Origin of the sequence: Fibrobacter sp. UWOV1, from assembly GCF_900142495.1 — a bacterium.
Taxonomy (GTDB): Bacteria; Fibrobacterota; Fibrobacteria; order Fibrobacterales; family Fibrobacteraceae; genus Fibrobacter.
This window is the reverse complement of the sequence record NZ_FRBA01000009.1, coordinates 80,461-95,437: the sequence shown is the minus strand read 5'-3', so window position 1 is coordinate 95,437 and position 14,977 is coordinate 80,461. Positions and strand designations below refer to the sequence as shown.

Annotated in this window: 12 protein-coding genes; 2 read left to right on the top strand and 10 right to left on the bottom strand. The window is 53.7% G+C overall.

All coding sequences use genetic code 11. The features are described 5' to 3' along the window. Positions 1–174: 174 nt before the first annotated feature. Both lysA and BUC02_RS12265 read right to left on the bottom strand, forming a co-directional pair. Positions 175–1,437, bottom strand: coding sequence for a diaminopimelate decarboxylase (gene lysA / locus BUC02_RS12270; protein ID WP_073322920.1), 1,263 nt, complete (start codon positions 1,435–1,437; stop codon positions 175–177). 170 nt (positions 1,438–1,607) lie between these two features. Further along, positions 1,608–2,084 carry a glycogen-binding domain-containing protein gene (locus BUC02_RS12265; protein WP_073322918.1) on the bottom strand — a complete coding sequence of 159 codons (477 nt, stop codon included), beginning with the start codon at positions 2,082–2,084 and terminating at the stop codon, positions 1,608–1,610. Between the two features lie 77 nt (positions 2,085–2,161). On the opposite strand from BUC02_RS12265, the gene rpe reads away from it, so the two are divergent. Continuing rightward, complete coding sequence (gene rpe, locus BUC02_RS12260; protein ID WP_073322917.1) at positions 2,162–2,833, top strand: ribulose-phosphate 3-epimerase; 672 nt, start codon at positions 2,162–2,164, stop codon at positions 2,831–2,833. 17 nt (positions 2,834–2,850) lie between these two features. On the opposite strand, the gene BUC02_RS12255 is transcribed toward rpe, so the two are convergent. Together BUC02_RS12255 and BUC02_RS12250 are read right to left on the bottom strand one after the other, a co-directional pair. After that, complete coding sequence (locus BUC02_RS12255) at positions 2,851–4,557, bottom strand: DUF4832 domain-containing protein (RefSeq protein WP_073322915.1); 1,707 nt, start codon at positions 4,555–4,557, stop codon at positions 2,851–2,853. Positions 4,558–4,695: 138 nt separating this feature from the next. Continuing rightward, the gene (locus BUC02_RS12250; RefSeq protein WP_073322913.1) at positions 4,696–6,423 is read right to left on the bottom strand and encodes a glycoside hydrolase family 9 protein; all 1,728 of its coding nucleotides are present in this window, start codon (positions 6,421–6,423) and stop codon (positions 4,696–4,698) included. 182 nt (positions 6,424–6,605) lie between these two features. Between BUC02_RS12250 and BUC02_RS12245 the strand changes: the two genes are divergently transcribed. After that, positions 6,606–7,265 (top strand): porin family protein, encoded by a 660-nt coding sequence (locus tag BUC02_RS12245; RefSeq protein ID WP_073322911.1) that lies wholly within the window; start codon positions 6,606–6,608, stop codon positions 7,263–7,265. Positions 7,266–7,389: 124 nt separating this feature from the next. Here BUC02_RS12245 and BUC02_RS12240 read toward each other — a convergent pair whose 3' ends face one another. From BUC02_RS12240 to eno, 6 genes are all read right to left on the bottom strand, one after another. Further along, complete coding sequence (locus tag BUC02_RS12240) at positions 7,390–8,202, bottom strand: ABC transporter ATP-binding protein (RefSeq protein WP_073322909.1); 813 nt, start codon at positions 8,200–8,202, stop codon at positions 7,390–7,392. Beyond that, positions 8,192–9,190 (bottom strand): ABC transporter ATP-binding protein, encoded by a 999-nt coding sequence (locus BUC02_RS12235; protein ID WP_073057289.1) that lies wholly within the window; start codon positions 9,188–9,190, stop codon positions 8,192–8,194. The genes BUC02_RS12240 and BUC02_RS12235 overlap by 11 nt, the downstream gene beginning before the upstream one ends. An 11-nt stretch (positions 9,191–9,201) precedes the next feature. After that, positions 9,202–10,047: an ABC transporter permease gene (locus BUC02_RS12230; protein ID WP_072979824.1), complete on the bottom strand. Its 846-nt coding sequence runs from the start codon at positions 10,045–10,047 to the stop codon at positions 9,202–9,204. A gap of 2 nt (positions 10,048–10,049) precedes the next feature. Continuing rightward, positions 10,050–11,426: an ABC transporter permease gene (locus tag BUC02_RS12225; protein WP_073057292.1), complete on the bottom strand. Its 1,377-nt coding sequence runs from the start codon at positions 11,424–11,426 to the stop codon at positions 10,050–10,052. A gap of 17 nt (positions 11,427–11,443) precedes the next feature. Then, positions 11,444–13,267: an ABC transporter substrate-binding protein gene (locus BUC02_RS12220; protein WP_073322907.1), complete on the bottom strand. Its 1,824-nt coding sequence runs from the start codon at positions 13,265–13,267 to the stop codon at positions 11,444–11,446. A 295-nt stretch (positions 13,268–13,562) separates the two neighbouring features. Next, positions 13,563–14,972: a phosphopyruvate hydratase gene (gene eno / locus BUC02_RS12215; protein ID WP_073057359.1), complete on the bottom strand. Its 1,410-nt coding sequence runs from the start codon at positions 14,970–14,972 to the stop codon at positions 13,563–13,565. Positions 14,973–14,977: the final 5 nt, after the last annotated feature.

Genomic DNA, 14,977 nt, shown 5'->3' with positions numbered 1-14,977 from the left:
TCTTACAATAGGCGACTTTTCAAAAAAAAGACTTTCGCCATTTCTGACGAAAGCCTTAAAAATAAAATGATGCTCACATTTTGATATTGATTTAGAAACAAGCAGGACAAGGCGCGAGCTCCCGTAGCGTACTAAAACGTACGTGAGGGAGCGAGCAACGCCGTAATGCGCCGTTTATAAATCAATAATCCTGTCGTTCTGCAGAAGCTGCTCGAACGTCTGGCGTTCGCGGATGACCTTGAGTTCGCCGTTCGTGTACATGGTTTCGGCGGCGTAGCGGCGGCTGTTGTAGTTGCTGCTCATGGCCGCGCCATAGGCGCCTGCATCATGGAGAATCAGCAAGTCACCGACCTGCGCCTTCGGGAGCTTACGGGTCACGACAAAGCCGCCTTCTTCCTGCGTGAACACGTCACCGGATTCGCAGAGCGGGCCAGCGACAACGGCATCGACCGTTTCGTTCAGTTCGCGGCCGTCGCGGGCGATGATGGAAATGGCATGATAGCTACCGTAGAAACTCGGACGAACGAGGTCGGTAAAGCCGGCGTCCACCAGGTAGAACAAGTTGTCGCCTTGTTTCTTGACAGCGCGGATTTCGGCCATCAGGTAACCGCTTTCGGCCACCAGGTAGCGACCGGGTTCCACTTCAAGGTGAACCTCGTGGCCAATGCTCTGCTGAATGCGCTTGCGGGCATCGTCCCACAGCTTGTAGTAAGCGTTCACGTCGATGCGGTTGCCCTTGTCTTCCTCATGGTACGGAATCGGGAGGCCGCCCCCTGCACTGATGGTGCGCAAGTGGCTACCCAGGCGACGGCTAGCGTCGACCATGGCATCGCACACCTGAGCGAGGTGTTCAAAATCCGTGCCGGAACCGATATGCATGTGCAGTCCCGTAATCCACATGCCGTTAGCCTGAGCGAGCTTGATGCAATCCTTGATCTGTTCGTGCCAGATGCCGTGCTTGGAAAGGTCGCCACCGGTGTTGGTCTTGCGGGAATGACCGTGACCAAAACCCGGGTTCACGCGGATGGTGAGTTCCGACTTCACGCCGAAATCGGCGAGCTGCTGGATCATGTCGGGCGAACCCACATTCACGGCGATGTTGTGTTCCTTGACGAGTTCAAGAGCGTCCTTGTCGAAGATGTCTGCGGTGTAGACAATTTCAGGAGTCTTGCCCTTCTGCTGGCCGCCCTTGAATCCGGCCTTGAGGGCACGCACGATTTCGCCAGCGGAGACGGCATCGACGACGCAGCCGAGCTTGCGGATAAGCGAAACCACAGAAAGGTTCGGACATGCCTTCTGGGCAAAACGAACGGTGTCAAAAACCTGGACATCCTTCACGCACTTTTCAATCGTAGCGCGGTCATAAATCCAGAGCGGGGTGCCGTACTGTTCGGCAGCCTTCACAAAAACTTCTTGAGGGATAGAATAATTTGTCATACGGAGAAAATTTAGAAAATAGTAGGAAGTAGGAAGTATACAGTAGGAAGTTTCGGCGAAAGGATAAAAGCGTGTATCAGCAATTCGCGGGGTGGCTCCGCGACGTTTTTACACAAAATGAAAAATGCCGAGCGATCAGCCCGGCATCATTTCAATTGCGATAAAAGCGATTAGACGTGCTTGACCTTGTTGTCGCCTTCGTCCCAGTACTGGCCATCGCAAACGAACTTGTATTCGTAATCGCCAGCATCGAGAGTCACCTTGCCAGTCCAAAGACCAGTCTTCTTGTCCTTCTTGAGCATGTCCTTGTCGACAGCCCAGTTGTTGAAGGAACCTGCGACAGACACGGTCGTAGCGAGCGGGCAGTTGGCTTCGAACACAACCGTCACCTTCTTGGCGGCCTTAGCAGCGGTCTTCTTGGCAGCGACGGGGGCCTTCTTTTCGGCAGCCTTCGGAGCAGCCTTCTTAGCAGCCGGCTTGGCAGCAGCAACTTTCTTTTCGGCGGCCGGCTTAGCGGCGGTCTTCTTGGCAGCGCTAGCGGGAGCCTTCTTTTCGGCAGCCGGCTTAGCGGCGGCCTTCGGAGCAGCCTTAGCGGCAACCTTCTTGGCGGAGGCCTTGGCAACTACAGTTTTTGTTCCTTTAGACATTGTTGATCTCCTTGCTTTGTTTGGTGCCAAAAATAGTAAATTTTTTTCAACCTGTCTAGTTTTGCTATATTTGGGCCATGCTCAAGCAAATTATCGCCCCCAGCGTGTTGAACGCAAATTTCCTCGAACTCGGCAACGGCCTCAAGGCTATCGAAAACGGTGGCGCCGGCCTTGTTCACCTCGACATCATGGACGGACACTTTGTCCCAAATATCAGCTTTGGCCCGGGCATCTCGGCCTGCGTGGGCAAGGGAACCAAGCTCCCGCTCGATTGCCACCTGATGATCGAAAACCCCGAAAACTACGTGGGCGAATTTGCAAAGGCCGGTGCAAGCATCATCAGCGTGCACGCAGAAACCACGAATCACCTGGACCGTCTGCTGCACCAGATTGCAGAACTCGGCGTAAAGCCCGCCGTGGCCATCAACCCGGCAACCCCGCTCGAAAGCATCAAGTACGTGCTCGACATCGTGGACATGGTGCTCATCATGTCGGTGAATCCGGGCTTCGGCGGCCAGAGTCTCATCCCCTATTGCCTCGACAAGATTCGCGAACTTCGCCAGATGAAGCCGGAACTCAACATCCAGATTGACGGCGGCGTCAAGCTCGACAACATCCTCGCCTGCAAGGAAGCCGGAGCAAATATCTTTGTGGTCGGTTCCGCCATCTTCGGCAAACCCGATCCCGAAGCCGTGTGTCACGAGTTCGTGGTCAAGGTAGGAGCCTACCAAGTAGACGAACGCCGTTAAGCGCCATCGAAAAAAATCTACCTAAGCGTAGCTCCATTTGCCTTATAACGCTTTTCACCGTCGCGGACAATCACGCTATTGCGCTCCCTCTGAACGAAGGGGGCGTTTTTCTTTTGGGTCGCAGCCGGGAAGGTGTGCGGAATTGCGGATTTTACACTTTCATCAAAATAGAACTTGCCCAAATAAGCGGCAGGCTGTTCTAGGCCACAAGTTCCCTTTCCACTAGGCTTATCATTGGCAAACTCAATGTTGCCCACCTTCAAATACACCTGATAATTACGATAACGAAGTTTGCCCAGTTTAACGGAAACCTCAATTTCGTTGTTACCGTCAAAAGTCATCACAGTATCACCACACGCAATTGAAATGGTGCGGCTATGGACGTTTCGAAAATCAACATCAGGCAGGTCCACATAATCCATGTCAGGGCACATATCCAAATCGCTACCTTCCAGGTCTTCCAAAACGGCAAGCTTTACCGGAGCCTTCCAAGTGAGGTTGCCAAAGCCCACGTTCTGCACGCGGAATTTTGCATGGAGCACATGGTCAAAACCCACCGTATCGCTCATCCACGATTCGCGCAGCACAAAGCGGTAACCCAGGTGGTCGTTGACGTACTTGAAACCTGTCAACGAATCTATTTTCGAACCATCATATTCAAAATCTTTCCCTTCAAACTGCGATTTTTTCCAGCCGTCAATCAGGTTGTTGTTCCACTGAACATTCAAATAGCTTGTATGCGTGCGGAAGCCCTCGTAAGAGAGAAACTCCGGCGTATTGATGACCTCGAAACCGCCTGCCGTCGTGAGTGCCTCGCCACCATAGGGCGTGTTGACGCTGTACTTCTCGAGCCAGGCCACCCCCTCTTCGCGGCAGATAGAAGTCTTGCAATCCGCGCCCCAGGTGCCGTAATCGTATTGCGTTCCCAAGTAGCCGTCGTTGAACATTCCCACGCGATACATCGTGTCGCCTTTGGCCTTCGCAATCTCCGCAAACTTCTCGCCGTCAATGTGGAAGTCAACGCCCCAGTTATCAAAGCCGAGTACCTTCGCGGAATAGTTTCCCGTTCGCGTGAGAATCTTGAGTTCGGGAGGCGTATTGCGGAGCATCAGGTTCGTCGCTTCGGCAACGCGGTCGTAAGTAATGCTCGTGTCGGAATGCATTTCGCCATAGGCGCCGTGCATGCCCATTTCGAGCGCGACAATCACATCGGTATTTTTCGAAAGCACAGGCGCGAGCTGTTCCACATGGCGTAACACCCACTTGTGTTCCGGGGTCACGTTGCTGCGACCATTGTACCACGGGTCATAACAGATACGCACAATCACAAAACCCTTATTCGTGCGGATATTGTCAAACGTCTGTTGCAACACATTCAGTGCATCTTCAGTCAGGTCCTGGCTTACGCCGCGCACCGTATCGCGCTTTCCGCCTGTCGTATCAATCGAGAGCCATGCGTTACTGCTGAATTCCGAAATTTCCGCACGCAGGTGCAACAGCTTGCCGTACGGCTTTTCAATCGGCTTACCGCCCGAAGGCTTTAAATGCAAAACCTGCGGCGTATAGAACCCGCGGTCAAAATTTTCGAGCGTCGCCATCGCATCAGTCGTGTCGATAGACTGCTTCACAAGACCCGCCGCAAAGAGCGATGCTGGCGTAAACAGGAAAATGCCGAGCACGGCAATCTGCACGACATTCTGCGTAATCACAGAAATTTTCTTCATCGACACCCCCTAATAAAAAACGGACACAGCCTTAAGCCATATCCGTAATATATATTTTTGTAGGAAGTTTGAAGCCGGAAGTTAGAAGTAGAATGCTGTTTTTACAACAAATCCTTCATACTTCCTACCGTCTACTGCCTACTTGTTATAAATCGCTTCGAGGGCGGCGGCGAGATATGCAAGCGGAGCGTTCCAGTTGATGGCCACTTCGTTGGTCGCGTAGCTACAACGGTTGTCGATATAGGCAAGTGCCGGTTTGTCTGCGGCGGCATAGTTCGGGCACTTCCAATTTTCCTTGCCATCCAGGTTAATATCCTGCTTGCCTAAGTGCGGGCCACCCACGAGCATTCCCGGCACCGGATCGTCGACCATGTCCGATTCGCTCGGGCGGTGGTGCGGATTGCGCGGGCTCCTGTAACCGAATCCGGTCACGTAAGTCATGTCTTGCGGGTTCTTGCCGAGCAAGTAGTCAAGACACTGTTGTGCGCCATCCAGGTAGCTCTTGTCTTTGGTAAGCAGGTAGGCGTGCACCAGCACCATGCCGTTGTTTGCCATGGCGCTATTAGAGCCCCAGTTCCAGCTCCAAGGGAATGCTGGCAAGCGGTAGGCGCTCGTGTCGCCCACGGTACGGAGGTTGTTGGCTTCGTCCAAGACAGTCTTCTTGGCTGCAGCGACAACTTCCTTGTCGAAGTCGGCGGAATCCAGTGCCACGCGGAAGGCGGCAAGCATGTTCACGTTACCCCACCAGGCGCCATCGGGTGTGAACAGGTTCTGCTTCAAGTCATCCTGATAATACTGCTTCTTGGTGGCGCGGAAAAGTTCAGCGGCAGCCCAGCGGAATTCATCTTTACCATCTTCGCCATCATGCATGTAGTTGCCCGTCTGCACGTCGGCCGGCTGCTTGTAGAACTGCTGCGGATGCATCTTGGCCCAAGCGTAAGCACTTTCTGCGGCCTTGAGCACTTTGTCGGAATAGGCCTTGTCGATTGTTTTGTAAACAACGCTTGCCTGGGCCATCACGGCGGCAAAGTCGAGTGTTGCGGTCACGTTCTTGATAATGGCATAACGGGCGTCGCGATCGTTTTCGGGCAATACGCTTCCGCCGAACTTAAGCGTAGTCACCTTGTGGTAAACGCCGCCGTCCTTGTCCTGCATGGTCAGCATCCAGTCCAGATTGTAACGGACTTCTTCGAGGAGTTCCGGGTACTTGGGGAATTCGCGCGGAATGTTCCAGGTGAGCGAATCCATGTACTTCGGGAAGTTTTCGTAAGCTTCGAGCAAAGTAAATACGGTAATGCCGGAATTCACGATGTACTTGCCGTAGTCGCCGGCATCGTACCAGCCTCGGTCGGATTTGATTACTTGACCATTGCCTTTGCCGCCAGTCGCCTTGTCTGTGCCGTAAACGATCACTCGATTGTCTTTATGGCCTGCAGCGCGGGCCCATTTGCCCGCATACTGGGGTTCAAGCGGCATGCTGGCGCGCTGGTAGTAGAACCACTTAAGGCTAGCCTTTACCAAGTCGTCATAGACGTTCTTGCCCACTACGATGGGAGTACCCACATATTCCTTGCCGCGGAAAAGGCGGTAAGTGCCAGGTTTCTTGACTGCAGAAATATCGAAAGTCTGTACTTCTTCGCCGCTGTATTCCCAATCATAGACCATGGGGGCCTTGAGTTTCAAGACAGTCTTTCCGTTAAGGTCACGGACTTCGAGCCCGTTGGCATCGCTACCGGGGTAAACGACAATCTTTTCGGCATCGGGGGCAAAACCCAGCTGGTTTACGAGGGGGCCTGCAAAAGCAGACGAAAAAGACACGGCTACAGAAGCCGCTCCTGCAAAAAATGCGCTTTTAGAGAAATTCATACCTAGAATATACCTAAAAAGCGCGCCTAAGAGCGAGAAAAACCAACCATTTTCTGTTTTCAAGGGAAACCAGAAAGGGACTCACTAAAATACAAATAAATGATTTTTTTGAACAAAAACTTCCGCTTTCGTAAACTTTTTGTTATATTTCGGTTACTAACCTTAAATTAAGAGGAAAACAAATGAAAAAGTTATCTCTCATCGTTGCTGCAGTTATGCTCGCAACTGGCCTTTCTTTCGCTCAGGTTCATGTCGGTGGACGCGTTGCCGGTACCATGAGCACCTTCAAGGGTGACGACAGCGATGACGCTCCCTGGGGCGTCGGTTTCAACGCAGGTGTCGCCGCCAAGTATAACGTCAACGAAATGATCGCCGTCGTTCCCGAAGTCGGCATCGACTTCCGCCGCATTGCCGACGACGAAGCCACCGCTTCTTTCTGGGTTCTGAATATCCCGGTTCTCGCCCGCATCAGCCCGGTTGCCAACCTCTATGTGGAAGCCGGTCCGACCATCGGCTTCATCCTCAGCAACGACGTTGAATATGACGAACCGTCCTTTGACGATGCAGACTTTGGTGGTTACAACCTGAGCGATTACGGTATAGATCTTGATGATATGCTTGATGATGCAGGCAGCTCGGGCGCGGGCGAAGACGCCAACACTTTTGAATTCGGCCTCGCCTTCGGCCTCGGCTACTCCGTTCTGCCGAACCTCGACGTGAACTTCCGCTTCGCCATTGGCCTCACCAACCTGTACGAAGATGTCAAGACCGAAGACTACACCTTCGAAAGCGATCTGCAAAACATGCAGCTGTCCATCGGTGCAACCTACTGGTTCATGTAATCGAGCCTAAAGCGCTTTTAAAGGAGTCCGCATTCGCGGGCTCTTTTTTTATCGTCATTTAGTGACGAACGAAAAAGGCCGCTGCGGATTCCGCTGCGGCCTTTTCCATTGAAAGCTTAGCTTATTAGCCCTTCTTGCTTCTGTGGCTGTTCTTGATCCATTCGGTCTTGTGGACTTCCGGAATATCGTCGAGCAGCTTGAGCGTGTGCGGTTCGGTCGTGTTGTCAAGCACTTCTTCCGGAGTACCCTGGTTCACGATCTTACCGTCGTGCATAATGAAGATACGGTCAGAAACGTAGTTTGCAAGACCGATATCGTGAGTCACGAACACCACGGTCATCTTGAGTTCGTCTTTCAACTTACGCAAGTAATCGAGGATGTTTGCACGCACACAGGCGTCCACCATGGAGGTAGCTTCGTCAGCGATCAAGACCTTCGGACGGAGAGCGAAGATACGGGCCAAAAGCATACGCTGCATCTGACCGCCGGAAAGTTCGAACGGGTACTTGCCTTCGATATCTTCAGGCTTCACGTTCACAGCCATCAGGCCTTCGTCCACGCGGCGGCGGACTTCTTCCTTGGAGGGCTTGTCCTTGAGGATGTTCAGGGCATCTTCCAGCTGGCTACGGATAGTAAAGAACTGGTTGAAGCATCCGAACGGATCCTGGAACACGAACTGCACTTCGTTCCAGTGAGCCTTCAGGTTCTTGATGGGCTTGTCGCGATACAGGAACTGGCCGCGAGTCGGCTTATAAAGACCGAGCATGATCTTGGCGAGCACGGACTTGCCGCAACCCGAACCACCCACGATCGAGATGAATTCTTCGTCATAGATGTCGAAGGACACATCCTTCACGGCGGTCTTCAGGGTCTTACCGGCACCAAAATCCTTGCTGATGCGCTTGGCGGAAAATACAATGGGTTTATCAGACAGCATAATCGCACCTCACTTGACGGTCGCCTACAATGCGGATGTTCTGGGTATTCTTCTTGCAGTCGGGGCATGCCTTCTTGCAGCGGGGAGCAAAGCGGCAACCCACGATCTTGTTCTTCAGGCTCGGAGGAGCACCTTCGATAGCCACCGGATGACGGGTACGCTGGGATGCTTCGGTAGAAAGCATAGCGCCCATCAGAGCCTGGGTGTAGGGGTGACGCGGGTCCTTAACGACCTGGTCAGCCGTACCGTATTCCACGATTTCGCCGGCGTACATGATGGCGATGTTGTCTGCCACGTGGTACAGGAGCGGAAGCTCGTGGGTAATGAAGATCATCGTGGAGAAGATGCCCTTGTCAAGAAGATCGAAGATCATCTTGATCACTTCCTTCTGGGTAGACACGTCCAAAGCGGAAGTCGGTTCGTCAGCGATCACCATCTGCGGGTTGAGCAAGGTGGAGATACCGATCACGGAACGCTGGCGTTCACCGGCGGTGAGCTGAATCGGGTAGGAGTTCAGCACGCGCTTGGTGTCCATGCCGAACAGGTCGAAACGTTCGCAAAGGCGGTCGTAGATTTCCTTGTGGTCGAGCTTCTTGCCCGGCTGCTGGTGAGCAGCAATCACGTCGGCGGCGATGTCCTTGATTTTACGCACCGGGTTCAGGGCGTTGAATGCACCCTGCGGAATCATGGAGACCTGCTGAGCGAGCACGTTGGCGCGAACATCTTCGAGCTTGCGGTGCATCAGGGATTCCATGTGGTCGCCCACGCGCACACGCACGTCACCCTTTTCGGGGTAGAGCGGCGGAATGCACATGCCCATAAGGCCAGACACCAAGGTGGACTTACCGCAACCGGATTCACCTGCGATACCAAGGATTTCGCCCTTCTTCATAGAGAAGGATACATCCGTCACGGCATGAGTCTTGTCACCGAAACGGCCAAGGTAATAGAGGCCGAGATTTTCTACTTCAAATACATTTTCAGACATTTCGTTACCTCTTATTTGCGCAGACGCGGGTTAAAGACGCCTTCCATAGAAGTATTGATGAGGTAAAGGGCAAACACCGTAAGGGTCACCACGAGGGTTGCCGGAATGAAGGCAATCCAGATGGAGTCGGCAAGAGCGCCGTTGTCCTTCGCCTGGTTCAAGATGATACCGAGGCTTGTGGTATCGACAGGGCCAAGGCCGATCATGGAGATGGAAGCTTCGGAAAGAATGCCCGAACCCACCTGCATGATGAACACCATGAACACGTAGGAGAGCAAGTACGGAAGCACATGCTTGATCACGATCGTGAGCGTAGATGCACCGTTGATGCGGGCAAGCGCGATGTGGTCGCGGCTACGCAGGGACGATGCCTGGGCACGCACGGCACGGGCAGACCAGCTCCATGCGGTAAGACCGATGATGAGACCGATAAGGGTCAGCGAACGGCCATCCTTCACGGCAGAGCTGATGAGCACGAGAATCACGAACTGCGGAATCACGATGAAGAGGTTCGTGAACATGTTCAGCACTTCGTCGATCCAGCCGCCACGGAAACCGCCGAACAGACCGATAAGCACACCGATTGTCGTCGCGATGATACCGGCCACGAAACCCACATAGAGGGAGCTGCGGAGGCCGGCAATCAGCAGGGACACGTAGTCACGACCGAGGTGGTCGGTACCGAGCAGGTGTTCAGAAGAAGAACCTGCATACGGGCCAGCGAGGATGTCACGGGCGTGAGTATCGACGTTGTAGAAGAGAGGTCCAAAGAGCGCGATCAGGAGCGTGAGCACGAAGATCGAGATACCGATGACAAACATCGGGGACTTGAGAAGGTTTCTTAAGAGTTTCAACATAATTACTTACCTCCCATTTGGAGACCGGCCTTCACGCGCGGATCGAACACGGCGATGAGCACGTCAACGGCGTAGTTGGCCACGAGCACGCAGGTAGAGATCATGAGCGTACAACCCTGAATCGTTGCGTAGTCGTTCTTCTGGATGGCGTTGAGCATAGCCATACCGAGGCCCGGATAAGAGAAGATCATTTCGGTAATGAGTGCGCCACCCACCATGGCACCCAGGGACTGAGCAAGACCGGTGAGCTGCGGAAGCATGGCGTTACGGAACACGTAGCTAATAATCTTGCCTTCGCGAAGACCGAGCCACTTGGCGTACTTCATGTAGTCAGTACCGAGTTCATAAATGGACATGGAGCGCATACCCGTTGCCTGACCCGAAAGAAGAATCGGGAAGCAGCTGAAGAACGGGAGGATGTAGTACCAAGCGACGCTCTTGATGCAGGTCCAGGAGAAGGTGAGTTCCGGAATGTCGGAACTATAAGCACCCATAGCCGGGAACCAGCCGAGCGTGATGGAGAACATGGCCACCAAGAGCATACCGAACACGAAGTACGGCACACCGTTCAAGAACATGGCGCAGGGGAAGAACACCTTGTCGAAGATGCCGCGCTTGTAAGCAGCGAAGGCACCGAGCAAGTTACCGATAATCCAGCCGAGCAAAATCGTCGGAGCCTGGATAAGGAGCGTCCACGGGAGGGACTTCTTGATCACGTTGGTCACCGGTTCGTTGTTCTGGTAAGAGAGACCGAGGTCACCCTTGAACACGTTGGCAATGTAACGGAGGAACTGGGAGAATGCGGAGCTGAGCTTCGGGTCGGTCTTGAGGACGACTTCGTCCACCATCACGGTGTCCTGGCGTTCAGCCTGGACCTGTTCCATGACAGCGACCTGTTCAACCTTGGCGACCTTCTTCTTGCCCTTCTTTTCCATTACGGGCTTGCCCTTGGCGTCGAGCACGGGCTTTTCTTCGAAGACCGGCTTACCTTCGGCGTCAACCTTCTGGCGTTCCACCATCTTCGGGGTGCCGTCTTCGTTGACTTCCTTCACAGTCACAAGAACCGGATTGCCAGCATCGTCGAGCTTGGGCACCTTGCGGGTAACCATCTGGCCATTTTCGTCGACTTCCGGTTCATAAATCACGTTGCCCTGATCGTCGAGTTCGGCCATACCGAAGGACACCAGGAGTTCGGCTTTCTTCTTCTGGGCTTCAGTCGGAGAAAGACCCTTACCGGCCTGACCCATGATAATGTCGACCGGGTTGTTATCGCCAAGACGCGGCAAGGCGAAGTTCAATGCCACTGCAAAAACGAAGGTCAGGAGATACCAGAACCCCTTCTGCAGGACATAGCGTAGCATAGGATATTGTTTAAGCATTTGTATTCCTTTAACCTTTATTTAGCAAGCTTTAAGTTCCAGAGGATCTTGGTGCCCGAAGCCACCCACGGCAGCTGAGCCGGAGCGTACGGGTTTTCGGCGGTGGGCCAGTTCGTCCACACGCGGTCGCTGAATTCGTAGAACTGTTCAGGCAGGTAAACCAGCGGAATAGAGGGCTGGTCTTCCATGAAGATCTTGTTGAGTTCGCGGTAGGCCTTCGCAATTTCCACGGAGTCCGTCATCAGAGGAATAGCAGACAACAGTTGGTCGACTTCGGGGCGGAAGCCTTCGGTACCCGGCTGGTTGTAACGACCGATGTTCACACCGGCCCAGGCGCCAAGCGGCTGCCAATCGCGGCTTGCCATGATTTCGTTGAAGCGGCTCCACGGAAGAGACGGAGTCACGTCGGCGACAGGCTTGTGCATCACGAGGTCAAAGTTGCCAAGACCCATAGCCGGCCAGTAGGAACCACCGTCCACAAAGCCTTCGCGGATATCGATACCGGCCTTGCGCATGCCTTCGACAGCGATAGTCACCATGGCTTCCCAGTCGGTCCAGCCGTTCGGGCTAGTGATGTAGAGAGTCGGGAGACGTTCGCCCTTGGCATTTTCCATGTGGTCCAAGGTACCGTCGTCGTTGAACACGGACTTGAAGCCCGCTTCGGAAAGAATCTGCTTCACTGCGGCGAGGCGTTCGGCTTCATCGCTGATGCCAAGGTTCACACCGTACTTTTCGAGGTCTTCGTCAACAATGTACTTGCCTTCGAGGTCCGTCGGCATGATGAGGCCGGCCTTGAGGGTAGAGGTGTAGTTGGAAACGGCGAACTGGCGAAGCGCGTTGTAGTCGATTGCAGTTGCAAGAGCACGACGGAAGCGCTTGTCGTTCAAGGGTTCCTTAAGGGTGTTGATCACGAGCATGGGCATTGCACCCGGACGGAAGTAAGGCGGTTCGTTCCACCAGGTGTGGACGCCTGCAGAAGCCTTACGCTGAATGCGGGGAATAAAGCTCTGGGAGGCATCGAGGTTGCCTTCACGCATAGCAATCGTGTTGTGTTCGTTGTTCTTGTAAATCGGGTGAACAATGAACTTCGGAGCCGGAAGCTTGCCGTCATGGAGGGCGGCGTTGCCCCAGTAGTCGTCACGACGTTCAAGAATAATCTTGTTCGGGTCGGCGCTACGCAGGTTGTACGGACCGGAAACCACCGGGTTCTGGTCCATCGGGAGCTTCTTCGTTTCGTCGAGGCCCTTTTCCTTGATGAGCGGTTCAAACACGTGAGACGGTGCGATACGGGTTGCCTGCAACATGTCGCGCACGGTCAGCGGGTTGTTACGCTTGTCCTTGGCGACCATGAACGAAAGACGTTCGGTAATGACGCCATCGGCACCCTTCAGGGAATCGATATGGATAGCGGAAATCTGTTCGGTAGAGTTGATGGAACCGCGCAGGAACATGAAGGTCACGTCCACGGAGGTCACCGGCTTGCCATCGCTCCACTTGGCGGCGGGGTTCAGGTCCACAACGATAGAGTCGTTATTGGAGAGATCCTCGACCAAGGTACCCAGAAGGGGTTCGATCTTGCCGTTCAAGGAGTTGTACGTGATGAGCGGTTCGTACATGAGGTTGAAGCGTCCGCCTACCGGCCAGGAAGCCATCCAGCTTTCTGCAAGCGGGTTGAAAGAACCCGGCGCATCGTTCTGCTGGCCCGACAAGTATAGCGTCTGTTGACGGGGAAGCGCGCCACCCAGATCACCTTCCGAAGAAGCGTCGCCGCAACCCGAAAGGAGAGCACCGGATGCCGAGAGCGCAAGCGCCGTCTTGGCAATCGATTTAAGTCCAATCATGTGTGTCCTCTTTTTATAGCTATAAAAAGCTTAGTGTGAAAAAATTCTCTCGTAATATAGATTTAAAAGATTTGTTTGTTCCTTCGATTTTCAAAAATAGTGTTTACAATCGTGCTTTTAAGCGCAAGGCGACAGCCCTTGCGACTATTGATGTTTACGGAAATTTACACTCACTAGAAACAAACCCTTTTTCGACGTATTTTACACAAACTAACAGTCATTGCATACAAAAGAAAAACCGCCCCGGTCGTTAACCAGGAACGGTTTCTCTTAGTAATTCTAATGGTTTAGAAAATTACTTGGCCTTTTTGCAGCCGCACTTCTTGCAAGCCTTAGCAGGGGCCTTGCAAGCCTTGCGCGGGTCACCGGCATAGACAGCAGCCTTGCCGAGTTCTTCTTCGATGCGGAGGAGGCGGTTGTACTTGCAAACGCGGTCCGTACGGGAGAGAGAACCAGTCTTGATCTGGCCAGCGGCGGTACCGACGGCGAGGTCAGCAATGAAGGTGTCTTCGGTTTCGCCAGAGCGGTGAGAAACGATCGGGGCATAGCCTTCGTTCTGAGCGCGCTTGATGGCGGCGAGAGTTTCGGACACAGAACCCACCTGGTTCACCTTGATGAGGATGGCGTTAGCGATGCCAGCCTTGATGCCTTCGTCGAAGATGGTCGGGTTGGTAACGAACAGATCGTCACCCACGAGGTTGATCTTGCCGCCGAGCTTATCGGTCATGACCTTCCAGCCAGCCCAGTCAGCTTCGTCGAGACCGTCTTCAATGGAGAAGATGGAGTACTTGTCGATGAGCTTTTCGTAGAGCTTCACCATGTCGGCAGACTTGACAGTCTTCTTGGTGCTCTTCTTGAAGGTGTAGGTTTCCGGCTTGCCAGCCTTGGTGTTCTTGTCGCAGAATTCAGAAGAAGCAACGTCAAGAGCGATCTTGATGTCAGTGCCGAACTTGTAACCGGCATTGGTGGTTGCAGCCTTCAAAGCGTCGAGAGCCTTTTCGAGGGTCATCACGCCAGTGATTTCGTAACCGAACTTGTTCTTAGCCGGCTTGATAGAAACGCCAGGAGCGAAGCCACCTTCGTCACCAACGGTGGTGTCGAAGCCGGCCTTCTTCAGCACAGCCTTGAGGGCGTGGAAGATTTCGGTGACCATCTGGAGGCCCTTGGAGAAAGTCTTGGCGCCAACCGGAGCGATCATGAATTCCTGGAAGTCGATCGGAGCGGAGGAGTGAGCACCGCCGTTGATCACGTTGCACATCGGGCAGGGGAGCGTGAGCTTCTTGGTGCCATGGAGCTTGGCGATGTACTGGTAAAGCGGAAGGCCAGCATCCTTAGCGGCAGCAACGCAAACAGCCATGGAAACGCCGAGGATAGCGTTTGCACCGAGCTTGTTCTTGAGCATGCGGTTGCCGTCGAGAGCGATCATGGCGTCGTCGACTTCGGTCTGCTTGGACGGATCCATGCCGATGATCTTCTTGGCAATCTTGGTGTTCACGTTCTTCACAGCAGTGAGCGTGCCCTTGCCGCAGTAAGTCTTCTTGTCGCCGTCGCGGAGTTCGCAAGCTTCGCGTTCGCCGGTGGAAGCGCCGCTCGGAACAGCAGCGTGACCAACGATACCGTTGTCAAGAGTAACATCGACTTCGAGAGACGGATTGCCACGGGAATCCAGGATCTGACGAGCCCAAACTTTAGCGATTTTAGCCATTTTAT

Coding starts and splice junctions, on each gene's coding strand:
- BUC02_RS12220 (WP_073322907.1), bottom strand. CDS start 13,267: ATGATTGGACTTAAATCGATTGCCAAGACGGCGCTTGCGCTCTCGGCA.
- BUC02_RS12245 (WP_073322911.1), top strand. CDS start 6,606: ATGAAAAAGTTATCTCTCATCGTTGCTGCAGTTATGCTCGCAACTGGC.
- lysA (WP_073322920.1), bottom strand. CDS start 1,437: ATGACAAATTATTCTATCCCTCAAGAAGTTTTTGTGAAGGCTGCCGAA.
- rpe (WP_073322917.1), top strand. CDS start 2,162: ATGCTCAAGCAAATTATCGCCCCCAGCGTGTTGAACGCAAATTTCCTC.
- eno (WP_073057359.1), bottom strand. CDS start 14,972: ATGGCTAAAATCGCTAAAGTTTGGGCTCGTCAGATCCTGGATTCCCGT.
- BUC02_RS12225 (WP_073057292.1), bottom strand. CDS start 11,426: ATGCTTAAACAATATCCTATGCTACGCTATGTCCTGCAGAAGGGGTTC.
- BUC02_RS12230 (WP_072979824.1), bottom strand. CDS start 10,047: ATGTTGAAACTCTTAAGAAACCTTCTCAAGTCCCCGATGTTTGTCATC.
- BUC02_RS12255 (WP_073322915.1), bottom strand. CDS start 4,557: ATGAAGAAAATTTCTGTGATTACGCAGAATGTCGTGCAGATTGCCGTG.
- BUC02_RS12240 (WP_073322909.1), bottom strand. CDS start 8,202: ATGCTGTCTGATAAACCCATTGTATTTTCCGCCAAGCGCATCAGCAAG.
- BUC02_RS12265 (WP_073322918.1), bottom strand. CDS start 2,084: ATGTCTAAAGGAACAAAAACTGTAGTTGCCAAGGCCTCCGCCAAGAAG.
- BUC02_RS12250 (WP_073322913.1), bottom strand. CDS start 6,423: ATGAATTTCTCTAAAAGCGCATTTTTTGCAGGAGCGGCTTCTGTAGCC.
- BUC02_RS12235 (WP_073057289.1), bottom strand. CDS start 9,190: ATGTCTGAAAATGTATTTGAAGTAGAAAATCTCGGCCTCTATTACCTT.